This is a genomic window from Streptomyces sp. NPDC059477, assembly GCF_042749375.1.
In the GTDB taxonomy this organism is placed as follows: domain Bacteria; phylum Actinomycetota; class Actinomycetes; order Streptomycetales; family Streptomycetaceae; genus Streptomyces.
Genome location: NZ_JBHYUG010000141.1, coordinates 1 through 15,089 on the forward strand (window position 1 = coordinate 1; position 15,089 = coordinate 15,089).

Genomic DNA, 15,089 nt, shown 5'->3' on the forward strand with positions numbered 1-15,089 from the left:
CCCGCCATCCACATCTTCCTCGACAACGACTACATCACCGGCCAAACCCTCAACATCGACGGCGGCATCACCCTCACCTAACCCACCCACCCACACCAGGCCAGCCAGCCAACACCGGCAACCAAAGGGCCCAATGAACTACTCGACCGACCGGTGCGGCATGCCCTCGGCGGGCATTCCCCGCCAGCTGGTGCCCGTCGTCAGGTGTTCGCCCTTCATCAGCAGGGACAGGGCTCCGAGCCAGGCGCCCTTCCCGGTGACGGAGTCGTAGAGAACGACGGACCGGGTGCCGATGCTGGCGCCGTCGTGCACGGTGACCGGGGACATCTTCATGACGCGGTCCTCGAACAGGTGTGTCTGCAAGGACACGCCGATGCCGATCGCGGCGTCGTCCCCGATGCGCACCAGGTCGAACTCGGTGAGGAAGGTCGTGCCGATCCAGGTGCGTCTGCCGATGCGGGCGCCGAACCAGCGCAGTACGGCCGGCAGGAACGGTGTGCCGACCAGCAGATTGATACCGGCCGGGACGGCCGCCGCTTCGTAGAGGCCGGTGGCGAACTCGGCCCGTCGTACGAACAGGCTCCACAGCGGTTCCACCCGTGGCCGGTAGGTCCCGGCCACACAGCGCTTGACCAGCACACAGAACATGATCACGATCAGTGACGCGCCGATGGCCAGGAGCGGTGACACAAGCACCGGCACCCACAGGGCCGGGCTCCCGGCCACGGCGGACAATGCCAGCAGGTAGGGATATCCGCTCAGTTCGATGAGGGCCGCGGGCATGGTGGCGCGGAGGAACTCGATACCCAGGCGCTGGAGCTTCGCCTTGCGGGGCGGCCGGAAGGTGAGTTCCTCGGGGTACGAGCCGCTGCTCTGGCGTACGGGGAGATACATGGCGGGAGAGCCGAGCCAGGAGGTGCCCGCGGGCACACCGTCCCGGGGCGGGATCGTGCCCACCCCGATCAGGGACCCCGGGCCCGTGGTGGTTCCGGACGGGACGAAGGCGGCGTTCCCGATGAAGGAGCGGCGGCCGACCTCGGTGGGCTGGAACATGACCTGGCCCGCGGCAAAGGTCGCGGAGCCGACGGTGGCCAGGTCCGCCACGAAACTGCTGTCCCCGATCGTGAGCAGGTTCGGGTCGAGATGAGACGCGGTGGCGACCTCGGAGCCGCGGCCGATCCGCGCCCCGAGCAGCCGGAGCCAGGGCGGGGTGTAGAGCGTCGCGTAGAGGGAGTTGGTGAAGGTGAGACTGAATTCCAGCAGCTTGTCCGACACCCACTTACGCACCCCCAGAGCGGACCGCACGGGGTGGGTGCCTGCGGGGACATGGGGCAGGAACAGGCGCTTGCCGGCGGCGACCACAGCGCACACGGTGAGGACGAACACCGGACCGGACAGGAGGACGGAGACGAAACCGCCCGCTGTCCCCCAGGTGCGCCACGCCCACCAGACGACCAGGATGCTCGGCACGGCGGTCGCGATCGCCGCGGTCTCCAGGAACACCAGGCCGGACAGCGCCGCCGCCATGTGCCGCGCTCTCCACCCGGAGTGGTCGGGAGTCCTCAGCATGGACTCCGCCGCGGGGGTCAGGGTGTCGACGGGCTGCGCCGGTGAACCCGCCCAGCGTGCCCCGGCGGGCACCACCTCGTCCTCGTCGAGGCCGGACTGTTCACCGAGCCCCGCTCCGGCCTCCATGCGCGCACCGGCTTCGATGACCGCGTTGGCCCCGATGTAGGCTCCCGGTCCGATGTCGACCGGGGCGAGCGTCACCCAGCCGTCCGCGACCCGCCACGGACGCAGCGAGACGCCGTATCCGATGGAGGTGTCCGCGCCGATCCGCAGGAAGGACGGCATGCTGATCATGTTGGTGGCGATGGTGGTACGCGGCCCGACGCGGGCGCCGAGCAGTCGCAGGTAGAAGCCCATCATCGGGGAGCCGCTCAGCACGGGCAGCGGGCTGACGCTCAGCAGCAGGTTGATCGCCCACAACCGCAGATAGGTCCCGCTCCACAAGGGGTACCGTCCCGGCCGGATGCCCGCCGCCAGGGGGCGGGCGAGAGTGACCGGCACGAGCCATCGCACCGCGAGGTAACCGACGAAGGAGGCGGCGGCGGTCTGGAGCAGCATCCGGTCGGTGACATGACCGCGGTGCAGCCCGAACACCAGGGCCAGCGGCAGCGTGAGCAGGAGGAAGAGCAGGTAGATCGCGCTTCCCTGGACGCATCCGGCCATCGCGATCCGGCGACCGCGGTGACGGATCGGCTCCGGACGGGGCGGCGCTCTGCGCTGGGTGCGCTGTTCCGGTTCGCCCAGGTGCGCCGCCAGGGCGCGTACCGTCGGGTGTGCGTAGAGATCACGGACGGTGGGGTTCGCGCCGATGCCACGGTCGCGCAGGAGGGAGACGACCTGTGCCGCGAGCAGCGAGTGCCCGCCGAGTTCGGTGAAGAAGTCCGCCTCGACCGACACGGCGGCGGGCTCGGTCCGCAGCACCGTCGCCCAGGCGTCCCGCATCCGGCTCTCCCCCTCGCCCGCGGGGGCGATCGCCGGGCCGCCACCGGTCAGCCGGTTTCCGGTCGGCGCGGGCAGTGCCTTGCGGTCGGCCTTGCCGCTCGGCAGGGTGGGAAGCGCGTCGAGAAGGTCCAGGAAGGACGGCACCATGTAGGCGGGCAGTCTGCCCATCAGACGTTTGTGCAGCCGCCGGACCAGCTCCTCGGTCCGCCCGGCGGCGCCGGGCGCGGGGACGACGTACGCGGCCAGTTCACGATCGGCGCCCACGGTGCCCGGGACGCGCGCGAGCGTGGTGAGCGCTTCGGCCACGTCCGGATCCTCCAGGATCACGCTGTCGATCTCCCCGAGATCGACCCGGTACCCCCGGATCTTCACCTCGCCGTCCGCCCGTCCCAGATACTCGATCTCCCCGTCCGGGGTCAGTCGGCCCAGATCTCCGGTCCGGTAGAGCGTGCCGCCCCCCGGAGCCAGCGGATGGCCGATGAAGCGGTCGGCGGTCAGTTCCGGGCGTCCGATGTAACCGCGGGCGACCCCGGGGCCGCCGATGCAGATCTCACCGACCTCGCCGTCGCCCACCGGCTGCCGTCGTGCGTCGAGGAGCAGCACCGAACACGTCGGCAGCGGCCTGCCGATGGTCACCGGCCGGCCCGGCAGCAGCTCCGTCCAGGTCGCGGTGACCGTGGTCTCGGTCGGCCCGTAGGTGTTGAGGAATCTGCGGCCGGGCCTGCTCCAGCGCTGCACCAGCCCCGCCGGGCAGACTTCACCGCCGACCACGAGGGTGCGCAGGCGCGGCAGCTCCCGTGGGACGGTCTCCAGCAGGGTCGGTACGCAGTACAGGACCGTGATTCCGTGCCCGTCCAGGAAATCCGCGAGTTCGCCGCCCAGCCGGCCGGAGTCCTCCGGGCCGGCGACCAGCGTGGCGCCCACCGACCACGTCGGCCAGATCTCCTCGATCGAGAAGTCGAAAGTAATCGTCATGCCCTGATACACCCGGTCGGATGACCGGACACCGTAGACACCGGGGATGATGCTGAGGAAATTGCAGATGCTCGACTGGGCGATCTCCACCCCCTTCGGCCGTCCGGTCGACCCCGACGTGTACAGGATGTACGCGGCAGGGTCTGCGGGCGGCGGGCCGAATTGGGGCGGATACCGTTCCGGGCGGGTCATGGGAGCGGCGGCGAGTTCGTCGTCCCGGGTGTCCAGTTCGATCACCTTGCAGGTGAGGCCGTCCAGAGCGGACGAGAGACCGGACACCGTCACCACCACGTCCACCCGCGCGTCCCGCGCGATGTAGGCGGTCCGGTCCCGCGGCGCCGCCGGGTCCATCGGCACGAACACCGCACCGGCCTTGCCCACGGCCAGAAGCGCCGCGTACAGGTCCACCGAGCGGGGCAGCAGAATCCCGACCCGCGCGCCGGGAACGGTACCGAGGCTTCGCAGGAAGTGGGCGAGTTGGTTGGCACGCGCGTCCAGCTCGGCGTAGGACAGTACACGCCGGCCGCATTCGAGCGCGGGTGACGAGGCGGAGCGGTCGCACGCGGCCTCGAAGACGCAGTGCATGCGCGCGCCCGCCACCTCCGGATACGCCCGGTTCACCCGCCCCGGCACGGCCCCACACCCAACGGTCCGGTCAGGCAACGACACACGTCTCCCAGCAGCCCCTTCACACGAACACCCCGCTCGATCGGTCCCGGCCCCTGGATGATCAGTGTGAGCCTCCCGCCCGCCTCGGCGCATCCGCAGCCGAGCAGCCCGCCAGACCGGCCAAGCCTCGGGCAGCGGGCAGCGGGCCGGGCGGCGGTGCCGGAGGTGGTGGAGGTACCACTGTCCGAGGCCGCGGCCAGCAGTTCGGCCTCGAAGGTGGCCGCCTCGTACGCGACCGGCGGAAGGGGACGCCGCCGTGGTCGAGGAACAGCCAGCAGTCACGCCACGTGCCACTGCCGGGCGTCGCCACGATCGGCTGGTCCAGGAGGTCGGCAACGCGCGCGCCGGCCGGTGACGGGATCTGGGCCATCGTGCCGAGGACGGCGGGGCAGCACTGCTGCCGTACGAGGCCAAGCGGCGTGGGCGATCGTCCACCTGCGGTGCGGTGCCGGCGTCGAGGGCCTGCGATCGATCGTGAGGACCGGTGAGCAGCTCGTGGTCCGGCACGACATTCTCCGGCCACTGTGGTGGGCGGCGAGCGGAACGCCGTCGACTTCGGTGTCGACCCGGACCACTCGCTCAACAACTGGCCCGAGCTGGTCCCGTTGGCCGAGGCGATGGGCGCGCGCGGCATGACCGTTCGCGGTTGGCGGACCTCGACGCCCTGCGGGAAGTCGCCCGGGACCTCGACGGACCGTTCCCGGTGGACGTCAGGCTCGATCCGCAGGTCAACATCGTGGGCCGAGTCGGCACAGGTCCGTCGATCACATCCGGCGCTGGTCGCACTGGTCGCGCTGGCGACGCCGGCACCAGGCCCGCAGGCCCGCATCAGCCGCCGCGAACAACGCGGACTCAGTCCCTGAGACCTGCCCACCGCGTCGGGCAAACAACGGTGCGGTGCTAGTGGCCCTCGGTCGTCGCGATCGCGCGGACGGGTGCCCCGTCGACGCCGGCCAGTTTCAGCGGCAGACAGGTCACATGGACGGGCCCCGGGGGGACGCGCGACAGGTCGAGTCCTTCTACGATGTAGCACTCGGCGCCGAGGAGGCGCTGGTGTATGCGCAGGCCGGTCGCGTGGTCGCGGTGGACGGACGGCTGCTCCAGGCCGATCATCTTGACGCCCGCCTCCGCCAGCGCCTCGGCAAGAGGCTCGTCGAGCTGCGGGAATCCACCGTGGTACGCGGATGTGCCGAAGCGGCTCGCCCAGCCCGTCCGCACCAGGATCCTGGCCCCGGGGGTGATGGCCCGCTCGACGTCCGCCAGCCGGATCGAGCCGTCAGCGACGGCATGCGGCACGGCCACCACGGTCGCCGGGCCGACGAGGTGGTCCAGGTCCAGCTCATCGACGGTGCGGCCCTCAGCCAAGACATGGAAGGGGGCGTCGACATGAGTTCCGACGTGGGAGCCCGTCTTCACCAGTGTCACCCAGTATCCGCGCTCGGAGTGCTGGTGCACGGTCTCCATGGTCAGGCCTGGATCGCCCGGATATGCCTCCGTCCGGTCCTCAAGGGGGTGGGTCAAGTCGAATATGGGCGCCATGGGGTCTCTTCCCTCGTCGTGCACAGCAAGCTAAGATCGTCTTATCAACTGATGTTAGGAGTGGGATGGCTGACCTTCAAGCCCCCAGGGGAGGGCGCCCCCGGAGCAGCTCACGGCTCTCCGAGGATGTCGCCCGGGCGATCCAGAAGGATCTGATCGACCAACGTCTGCCCCCGGGCTCGAAACTCCCGACGGAGCCGGAGCTAGCGGCGCGCTTCGATGTGGGGCGCAGTGTCATCCGTGAGGCCGGCCGGATTCTGTCCCAGCTGGGGCTGGTGGACATCCGGCCCGGAAGGGGCATGACGGTCGCCGAGCTGGATGGATCGGGCATCGCGGAGCAGTATGCCCTGCTCATCAAGTTGAACCCCGAGGCGTTCGATCAGCTCATGCAGATGCGCATGGTGATCGAGACGGCCGTCACCGCCGCCGCGGCGTCAGCGCGGACCGCGGACGACCTGGCTGCCCTGCGGGCGTCCATCGAGGCCACGCGCCAGGCTTCGGAGGACGAGAACTACCAGGCCGCGATCGACGCCGACCTCACCTTCCATTCGGCGGTGGCAAGGGCGACCCAGAACCCCTTTCTCGTTCTGGTCATGAACCCCGTGAACGAGGCCCTTCGTGAGACCTATCGGGAACCGCAGGGCTATCTCGCGTCCCAGCCCGAGACAGCCGCGGAGCACGAAGCGATCTACGAGGCGATCCTGAGCCAGGACCCCGAGGCGGCCGGCGAAGCCGCGCAAACCCACATCCGGCGGGTCATCGCCGGCCGGGACCGCTTCCTAGGAGAGTGAGACGTGATCAGCTCCGTCCATGACGGTGGAAGTCCGCGCGCGCGGAAGATACTCATCGACTCCGACACCGCGGTCGACGACGCGCCCGGCATCCTCTCCTGCCTGGTGGACCCGGACGTGGAAGTAGTCGGCATCACGACACTGGCGGGCAATGTGGCCCTGCGGCACACGACCGCCAATGCCCTGCGCGCCCTCGACCTCACCGGCGTTCAGGTCCCGGTGGTGCCAGGAGCCGAGCGGACTCTGAGCGGCACCGCAACCGTTCATGTGCCCCACGTTCACGGCCCGGAGGGCCATGGGAACCTCGAAGTGGGCCCGCCCAAGGCACGGGCCGCCGAGGGCGAGGCCGCCTGGGACTTCATCGGCCGGCAGATCGCCGAGCACCGTGGTGAGCTGACGATCGTCTCGTCCGGCCCGCTCACGAACCTGGCCCTCGCTGTCCTGGCCCACCGGGCCGCGTTCGACAGGTATCGACCGCGGGTGGTGTGGATGGGGGGTGCGATCGAGCATTCGGGCAATGTCTCACCCGTGGCGGAGTTCAATGCGGCGGCCGATCCGGAAGCAGCCGCGGTCGTGCTGAGTGCCGGTCTGGACCTGACCGTGCTGCCGCTGGACGTCACGGAACGCGCCCCGCACCTTCCCGGGGCGATCGTCCTGACCGAGGCGGACACCGACCGCCTCCTCAGGGAGGGCAACCCGCTGGGTGTCTACATCGGTGCGATCTCGGGCGCCTACATCGACTTCTACGAGGGCGTTTTCGGCGCCCGCGCGTGCCCGCTCCACTCGGCTCTGGCCATGCGTATCGCTGCCGATCCAACCCTCGTCGTGCAGGAGGACTGGATGCCGCTGGCCGTCGAGACGGCAGGCCGACTGACCCGGGGCATGACCGTTGCCGACCGAACCCATCTGCGGCTTCCCCCGCGGCAGCAGTCCATCCCACCCGGCTCCGCGCGCATCGTCCGCGAGGTCGACGGCCGACGCTTCCTCGGCGATCTCGACCGCGTCCTGACAGATCCGTCACTCGGAGTCGCGATCTAGGTGCCGTGAAGAACGTACCGAGCGTCGGACTCCCGCCACGGCCCACCTCGGCGGGCGTTTCACTCCGTCCGGCTTTCGCCCGGCCGAGCTGAGTGGCGGTGTCCGAGCCGCTGTCCGCGGGGTCCGGTCCTCCCTGTGAGCCCCGGTCAGCCGGTAGTCACCTCTCCTCCGGCGCCCGCGGCAGCGCTGGGGCAGTCGGCATCGGGGATGCCGACACGCGCCGGGTTCATCGGGCCGACCGCCGCTGCCACCACCGGTCCCGGTCAGCGCACAACCGACCGGCGCGGAACGACGGTGAGCGCCGCGGCAGCGGTCACCGGTGAGCCGCGGCAGGCACCGAGACCCGCGCGTCCAGTGCTCAAGAAGCACTCGCCGGGCAGCCGCCGCCAACCAGGACGCAGGATCCGGACGCACCGCCCGCCAAACACCCTTGCTCCGGACACCTGACGGCACCCCGTCCCACGGCCCGGAAGAGGACCGGCCCCGACCGGCCGCCGCCGCGCCGCACGCTCCGACCGGCGAACGCGGCTCTCAGTAACCGGAGCCAGACCCACAGAGGCGAGTTCCAGCCATCACAGCAACGGGTGTCGCACGCCGGCTCTCCACTGAGGCACCGATGTGACCTGACCAGGAGTTCCGTCTTCACCCCTAGGCCCACAGCGGTGCACGGGCACTGTCATGGCCGGGCTCCCCCACCGTCCTCAGTCCCCTTCATTCCCCCTTCTGACCCTCTTGTGACTGTCGCATTTTCGACCTACTGTCTTCCTCACATCATCAGATGATCCGACCTTGGAGTGTTTGTGATCCTCAACCAGCTCGTGGACCGGGTGATCGTCACCGATCCGGCCGCGGTTCTCATCGGACGGGTTTTCGACCCTGCCGCGGCAGGGCCGTGCCTGGTCGTCCGGCGGGGAGAGGAACTCGTCGACCTCACCGCCTACGGACCCACCTCGGCCGATCTCCTGGCCCGGCCGGACGTCCTGGACGTCGCCCGCCGTGCGGAGGGACGGTCGTGGAATCTGCGGGACGTCCTTCACGCGACGCTGTCCGGCGGCCCGCACCGTACGCATCTCCTGGCTCCCTGCGACCTCCAGGTGATCAAGGCGGCAGGTGTGACATTCGCCAGCAGCATGATCGAGCGGGTCATCGAGGAGCGGGTCGCGGGAGACGCCGCGCGAGCGGACAGCATCCGCGCGACGCTGCACGACATCGTGGGCCCCGCGTTCACCGTCGAGCCCGGCAGTCCGGAAGCGGCGGAAGTGAAGCAGGCCCTGGTCGACCAGGGCCTGTGGTCCCAGTATCTGGAGGTCGGCATCGGCCCCGATCCGGAGATCTTCACCAAGGCCCCGATCCTGTCGGCGGTGGGAGTCGGCGCTGATGTCGGCGTTCTGTCCGGGTCCTCCTGGAACAATCCCGAACCCGAACTGGTCCTCGTCGCGGCGCCGGACGGCAGGCCGGTCGGCGCGGCTCTCGGCAACGACGTGAACCTGCGTGACTACGAGGGGCGCAGCGCACTGCTGCTGGGCAAGGCGAAGGACAACAACGCGTCCTGCTCGATAGGCCCGTTCATCCGTCTCTTCGACGACGCCTTCGGCATCGAGGACGCCGCGCGGACGACGATCACGACGCGGATCATCGGCAAGGACGGATTCGAAGCCGAACACACGGGGCGCCTCGAAGACATCAGCCGCCCGCTCCCCGATCTGCTCGCCGCAACGCACGGGCGCCACCATCAGTACCCCGACGGATTCGTGCTGTTCACCGGGACCTCGTTCGCTCCGGCGATGGACCGGGGCGAGCCCGGCCTCGGCTTCACGCACCACGACGGCGACATCGTCACGATCGAGTCCCCCCATCTCGGCCTGCTCGCCAACACGGTGGTCAAGAGCGAGGACGCGGCGCCGTGGACGTCCGGAGTCAGGGCGCTCATGGAAAATCTGGCCGCGCGGGGCCTGCTCGGCGCTGCGGCCGGTGCCCGATGAGTGCCCGGGTGGTCGTCCTCGATCACGCTTTCGCGAACGTCCTCGCCGAGCGTGAAGCCGCCACGGCCGGCGGGGCGCTCTTCGAGGAGTTCGACTGCGGTGACGAGCGTTCCGCCGTCGAGGCGGCCCGGGGCGCGAGTGTCGCGGTCGTCAACTTCGCCCCTGTCACCCGGCCTGTGCTGGAGTCCCTGGCCCCGGGAGCGACCGTCGTACGCTACGGCGTCGGCTACGACAACGTCGACATCGCGGCGGCCGGCGAACTGGGCGTGACCGTCGTCAACGTTCCCGACTACGGTGCCGAGACGGTGGCCGACCACGCCGCGGCGGGCCTGCTCGCGCTTCTGCGGCGGCTTCCGGAGTACCACCGGCTGATCATCGACGGCGACTGGGCCAAACCGACCGATGCCGGAGCGATCACCGGCTTCTCCCGCACCACGGTGGGCCTGGTCGGCGTCGGTCGTATCGGGCTGGCCCTGGCCGAACGGCTGAGCCCGTTCGGATTCACGGTCCTCGCGCACGACCCCTACCTCCCCGCGGCCTCGTTGGAAGACCGCGGCATCGAGCTGGTCGACCTCCCCGTCCTCCTGGCCAGAGCCGAGGCGGTCTCGCTGCACGTACCGCTGACCCCGGACACCCTGCACATCGTCGACGCGGACTTCCTCGCCCGGATGCGCCCCGGCGGCATCCTCGTGAACACGTCCCGTGGCGGCCTGGTCGACTGCGAAGCCCTGGCGGACGCGATCGAGCGGCAGCACCTCGCGGGCGCCGCACTCGACGTGACCGAGCCCGAGCCGCTCCCCGCCGACTCGCGGCTGCGGAGCCTGCCCGGAGTGCTGCTCTCACCGCACGCCGCCTTCTACTCCACCACGTCCCTGGAGAACCTCCAGCGCCTGGCCGCCGACGAGATCACGCGTGCCCTGCAAGGACGCGAGCCCCGTTCTCCCGTCACCACCCGCGCTCCCCAGGAGGTCAAGGCATGAGCACGGCCGTCTCCCTTCCGGTTGACCCGATCGTTCAGGAAGCCGCCGACGCTGCCCGTGGCCTCGCGTCGGCGGGGCTGCCCCGGCGGGCCGAACTCCTCACCGCCCTGGCCGACGAACTCGACCGGGCGACCGACTCACTCAGCCGGCTCGCGCACGAGGAATCCCATCTGCCCCTTGCCCGTCTCCAGGGCGAGATCGGCCGGACGAGCGGTCAGCTGAGACTCTTCGCCCGGGTCCTCGCGGAGGGCAGCTACCTCGACGCGACCATCGACACCGAAACCGTCGACACCCGAAGTCTGCGCATCCCCCTCGGACCCGTCGTCGTGTTCGCCGCCAGCAACTTCCCGTTCGCGTTCTCCGTCCTGGGCGGTGACACGGCCTCGGCTCTCGCGGCAGGCTGCCCGGTGATCGTCAAGGCCCACGAGGGACACCCCCGAACCTCCCGGGCCACGGCCGCCCTGGTCCACGCCGTACTGGAGCGGCTCGACTGGCCGGCGGGAACCTTCGCCCTGGTCGAGGGCCGGGAGGCCGGAATCGCCGCGCTGCGCGATGCCAGGGTGGCGGCCGGTGCCTTCACCGGATCCGAGGCCGGGGGCCTGGCCTTGCAGGCCATCGCCCAGGGCCGCCCGGTCCCGATCCCCTTCTACGCGGAGATGGGCAGCCTCAACCCTGTCATCGTCAGCCCTGGTGCCGCCGAGGCGCGGACAGCGGAGATAGCGACGGGCTTCACCGTGTCCATGACGCTCGGGTCGGGCCAGTTCTGCACCAAACCCGGCATCGTCTGGGTGCCCGAGGGCCACCGGCTCGCCGAGCCGATCCGGACCGCGCTCCGAGAGGCCGTACCGGGGCGGCTCCTCACCGACTCGATCCGGGACAGGCACGAGCAGATCCGGCGCACGCTCAGCTCGGCCCCGGGCGTGGAGGTTCTCGCCGACGGTGTCCCGGCGCAGGACGGCGCGGTGAGTCCGCGGGTCCTGACCTTCCGTGCCAGTGATTTCGTCGAGAACACCGGCACACTTCTCACGGAGTGTTTCGGGCCGACGGCGATCCTGGTCACGTACCGCGACGAGGACGAACTCCACCGGGGGCTGCGCCTCATGCCGGGCGGGCTGACCTCCACCGTTCACGCCGAAGCCGACGAGGACGCGTTCGTCACCGCGGTCACGGAGCAGATGGTGGCTCTCTCGGGCCGGGTCGTCCACGGCGGCTGGCCGACCGGTGTCGCCGTCAACTGGTCGATGCACCACAGCGGCCCCCACCCGGCGTCGAGCACCCCCGCACACACCTCGGTCGGAGCCAGGTCGATCGACCGCTTCACCCGTCCGGTCTGCTTCCAGGGCTACCCCGACCGTCTGCTGCCCGAAGCCCTGCGCGACCGCAACGTCCTGGGCATCCCGCGCCGGGTGAACGGGACCCTCACCACCGAAGACCTTCCCGCCCCGTCCGCACACACGGTCCCCCACTGACCGGACCCACCCCAGCGGGACGCACCACTCCCACCGCATCCGGCCCTCCCGGGCCACCCGACAACCCACGGAGAGCCGATGACCCCCCGCAGCCCTCTGGAAACGCTCAAGTCGTACTTCGCGATCGAGAGCACCCGTGACATCCAAGGTGTTCTCGATCATTTCTCCCCCGACGCCGCCTTCCTCAGCCCGGGCGGCACCCGGCACGGCCGCGGGGAGATCCGTGGCTACTACGAGGAGAGCGCCCGCGACTACCCCGGTCTCCTCGTCCGGTTCGGGGCCGGCTTCGAGGACGGCACCCACGCCGCCCTGGAGTGGCAGGCCACCCTCACCGACCCGCGGGGCGTGTCCCACCCGCTCGCCGGAACCAACGTCGTCGAAGTCCGTGACGGCCTCTTCGTCTCCTTCCGCACCTACTTCGACCCCGCCGCTCTCGCCACCACCGTCCCACCGTCCCACCCATCCCCTGAGCACTGATCCGTCTCGCCCGGATCACCGGCACAAGAAGGTCCCCCGATGAACAACCGCGCACCGCTCGGCGCCATCGCCGCCACCGCACTCGCGTTCTCGCTCGCCGCCTGCGGCACACCGCCCGCCGGCTCCCCCGACGCCGGCTCCCAGGGCGGCTCGTCGTTCCTGCCCTGCATCGTGTCCAACGCCGGCGGCTTCGACGACCACTCCTTCAACCAGTTGGGTCTCGAAGGGGTGAAACAGGCCGCCGCGGCACATGGCGTCGAGCCCGTCGCCGTACAGGCTCAGTCCGCGAGCGACTACGGCCCGACCATGCAGTCGCTGATGGACCGGGGGTGCAGTGTCATCGTCACCATGGGGTACCCGATGGCCGACGCCACCGAGAAGGCCGCGGAGGCCAACCCCGAGATGAAGTTCATCCTCGTCGACTCCACGACGAGCAAGCCGCAGCCGAACGTCAAGCCGGTCCTGTGGGACACCTCCCAGGCCGGAATGCTCGTCGGCTACGCCGCCGCGAGCTACAGCAAGAGCGGCAAGGTCGGCACCTTCGGCGGAGCCAGCGTCCCGCCGGTGACCCTGTACATGGACGGATTCGCGGACGGCGTCGCACAGTTCAACAAGGACAACGGCAAGAACGTCGAGGTCCTCGGCTGGAGCGTGGCAGGCCAGAAGGGCCTCTTCACGGGCAACTTCACCGACCTGAACGCGGCCAAGACACTGGCGCAGTCGCTCCTCAACCAGGGCGCCGACGTACTGCTGCCCGTCGGCGGCCCGATCTACAAGGGGGCCGGCCAGGCGATCCGGGACGGCGGGGACAAGGCCGCGCTGCTCGGTGTGGACACGGACCTGTACGCCACGGACCCCTCGTACGGGGACATCGTGCTGACGTCGATCGCGCGGGACATGCCGAAGACCATCGCGTCCGTGGTCGGGGACGTGGCCGCGGACAAGGCGTTCTCCAACGCGACGTACGTCGGAACGCTGGAGAACAACGGTGTGTTCATCGCGCCGTTCCACACCTTCGAGAGCAAGGTCGACCCCGCGCTGCACGACCAGATCGAGGCACTCCAGAAGAAGATCGTCGCGAAGGACGTCTCCATCCAGAGTCCCTCCAAGCCCTGAGTGCCACCTAGGGCGTGGGCGGCTCACACGGCAGCGCCGCCCCTGTCCCCGGCACTCAATCCACCCTGAGAAAGACGTCCTTCCATGAACCTTGAGCTGCGCGGCGTCACCAAGCGATTCGGCTCCTTCGTCGCCAATGACGCCATCGACCTGGTCCTGGCCGAAGGCGAGGTCCACTGCCTCCTCGGCGAGAACGGTGCCGGGAAATCGACGCTGATGAACATGCTGTTCGGCCTTCTTCGCCCCGACGCCGGCCAGATCCTCATCGACGGCGAACCCGTCGACATCACCGGCCCCGACGACGCGACCGTCCGGGGAATCGGCATGGTGCACCAGCACTTCAAGCTGGTCCCCAACTTCACGGTCGCCGAAAACGTCACACTCGGCTACGAGAGTCTGGGCCCACTGTGGTCCCTCGACCGGGACGAGGCCAGGGACCGCGTTCGCACGATCGCCCAGAAGTTCGGCTTCGGCCTGGACCCCGACGCCGTGGTCGAAGATCTGCCGATCGGAGCCCAGCAGCGGGTGGAGATCGTCAAGGCGCTCTCCCGTGAGGTCCGGGTGCTCATCCTGGACGAGCCCACCGCGGTGCTCACCCCGCAGGAGACGGACGAGCTGATGGAGATCCTCCGTCAGCTGAAGGCCGGCGGCACCGCGATCGTCTTCATCAGTCACAAGCTGCGTGAGGTGCGGGCGATCGCCGACCGCATCACGGTCATCCGGCAGGGCAGAGTGATGGGACAGGCGCCGGTCACCGCGACCAATGAGGAACTGGCCGAGCTGATGGTCGGGCGCAGCGTGCAGCTGACCGTCTCCAAGGAGCACCGCGTCCACGACGCCGTCGCACTGCGGGTGACGGATCTGACGCTGCCCGGACCACCTGGCCACGGTCATGTCCTCGACGGCATCGATCTCGACATCCATGAGGGCGAGATCCTGGCCGTCGCGGGCGTCCAGGGCAACGGCCAGACGGAACTCGTCGAGGCGATCATGGGGCTGCGGGGTGGCTGTACCGGCAGTGTGCGGCTGAAGGGCCACGAGCTTCTGGGACGCTCCACCAGGGAGGTTCTCGACCGCGGCGTCGGGTTCGTTCCCGAGGACCGCCAGAGCGACGGGCTGGTCGGGGACTTCTCCATCGCGGAGAACCTCATGCTCGACCGCTCGGCCCGGGGGCCCTTCGCCCGCCGCGGCATCATCCGCCGTGGTGCGCTGGCGGCCTTCGCCGAGCAGGCGATCGAGGAGTTCGACATCCGCACCAGGTCGGCCGGGACCGCGGCCGGGCGGTTGTCGGGCGGAAACCAGCAGAAGGTCGTACTCGCGCGCGAGTTCGGCCGGGACCTGGAGTTGTTCATCGCCTCGCAGCCGACCCGGGGCATCGACGTGGGCTCCATCGAGTTCGTCCACCGCCGGATCGTGGCGGCACGGGACTCGGGCGTCGCGGTCCTCATCGTCTCCAGTGAGCTCGACGAGGTCATCGCGCTCGGGGACCGCATCGCCGTCATGTACGGCGGCCGGATCGTCGGCGTCGTCCCGGCGACCACC

Annotated in this window: 10 protein-coding genes and 1 pseudogene; 9 read left to right on the plus strand and 2 right to left on the minus strand. The window is 69.9% G+C overall.

Features of this window, described 5'->3' with window-relative positions; genetic code table 11:
- Positions 1-138: 138 nt before the first annotated feature.
- Both ACFXAZ_RS37580 and ACFXAZ_RS37585 read right to left on the minus strand, forming a co-directional pair.
- Positions 139-4,071, minus strand: a complete 3,933-nt coding sequence (locus tag ACFXAZ_RS37580; RefSeq protein ID WP_384600918.1) for a Pls/PosA family non-ribosomal peptide synthetase — start codon at positions 4,069-4,071, stop codon at positions 139-141.
- Between the two features lie 984 nt (positions 4,072-5,055).
- A complete protein-coding gene (locus ACFXAZ_RS37585) occupies positions 5,056-5,694 on the minus strand; it encodes a cyclase family protein (protein ID WP_384600921.1) in 639 nt (212 codons plus the stop codon).
- 65 nt (positions 5,695-5,759) lie between these two features.
- Here ACFXAZ_RS37585 and ACFXAZ_RS37590 point away from each other — a divergent pair.
- From ACFXAZ_RS37590 to ACFXAZ_RS37630, 9 genes and pseudogenes are all read left to right on the plus strand, one after another.
- A pseudogene (locus tag ACFXAZ_RS37590) lies at positions 5,760-5,990 on the plus strand (FadR/GntR family transcriptional regulator); the annotation flags it as partial.
- Between the two features lie 3 nt (positions 5,991-5,993).
- Complete coding sequence (locus ACFXAZ_RS37595; RefSeq protein ID WP_384600942.1) at positions 5,994-6,485, plus strand: FadR/GntR family transcriptional regulator; 492 nt, start codon at positions 5,994-5,996, stop codon at positions 6,483-6,485.
- Between the two features lie 3 nt (positions 6,486-6,488).
- Entirely contained in the window at positions 6,489-7,523 is a 1,035-nt protein-coding gene (locus tag ACFXAZ_RS37600) for a nucleoside hydrolase (protein ID WP_384600924.1), read from the plus strand.
- A gap of 800 nt (positions 7,524-8,323) precedes the next feature.
- Positions 8,324-9,505: a fumarylacetoacetate hydrolase family protein gene (locus tag ACFXAZ_RS37605; protein ID WP_384600925.1), complete on the plus strand. Its 1,182-nt coding sequence runs from the start codon at positions 8,324-8,326 to the stop codon at positions 9,503-9,505.
- Positions 9,502-10,485: a C-terminal binding protein gene (locus ACFXAZ_RS37610; RefSeq protein WP_384600928.1), complete on the plus strand. Its 984-nt coding sequence runs from the start codon at positions 9,502-9,504 to the stop codon at positions 10,483-10,485. Before ACFXAZ_RS37605 ends, ACFXAZ_RS37610 begins: the two co-directional genes overlap by 4 nt.
- A complete protein-coding gene (locus tag ACFXAZ_RS37615; protein WP_384600930.1) occupies positions 10,482-11,954 on the plus strand; it encodes an aldehyde dehydrogenase (NADP(+)) in 1,473 nt (490 codons plus the stop codon). Before ACFXAZ_RS37610 ends, ACFXAZ_RS37615 begins: the two co-directional genes overlap by 4 nt.
- A 78-nt stretch (positions 11,955-12,032) precedes the next feature.
- Positions 12,033-12,431, plus strand: a complete 399-nt coding sequence (locus ACFXAZ_RS37620; RefSeq protein WP_384600933.1) for a nuclear transport factor 2 family protein — start codon at positions 12,033-12,035, stop codon at positions 12,429-12,431.
- A gap of 39 nt (positions 12,432-12,470) precedes the next feature.
- Positions 12,471-13,547 (plus strand): BMP family protein, encoded by a 1,077-nt coding sequence (locus ACFXAZ_RS37625; protein ID WP_384600936.1) that lies wholly within the window; start codon positions 12,471-12,473, stop codon positions 13,545-13,547.
- Positions 13,548-13,631: 84 nt separating this feature from the next.
- Positions 13,632-15,089 (plus strand): ABC transporter ATP-binding protein (locus ACFXAZ_RS37630; protein ID WP_384600939.1); only part of this gene is annotated, 1,458 nt, incomplete at its 3' end.

Coding starts and splice junctions, on each gene's coding strand:
- ACFXAZ_RS37620 (WP_384600933.1), top strand. CDS start 12,033: ATGACCCCCCGCAGCCCTCTGGAAACGCTCAAGTCGTACTTCGCGATC.
- ACFXAZ_RS37625 (WP_384600936.1), top strand. CDS start 12,471: ATGAACAACCGCGCACCGCTCGGCGCCATCGCCGCCACCGCACTCGCG.
- ACFXAZ_RS37585 (WP_384600921.1), bottom strand. CDS start 5,694: ATGGCGCCCATATTCGACTTGACCCACCCCCTTGAGGACCGGACGGAG.
- ACFXAZ_RS37610 (WP_384600928.1), top strand. CDS start 9,502: ATGAGTGCCCGGGTGGTCGTCCTCGATCACGCTTTCGCGAACGTCCTC.
- ACFXAZ_RS37595 (WP_384600942.1), top strand. CDS start 5,994: ATGACGGTCGCCGAGCTGGATGGATCGGGCATCGCGGAGCAGTATGCC.
- ACFXAZ_RS37615 (WP_384600930.1), top strand. CDS start 10,482: ATGAGCACGGCCGTCTCCCTTCCGGTTGACCCGATCGTTCAGGAAGCC.
- ACFXAZ_RS37580 (WP_384600918.1), bottom strand. CDS start 4,071: ATGCACTGCGTCTTCGAGGCCGCGTGCGACCGCTCCGCCTCGTCACCC.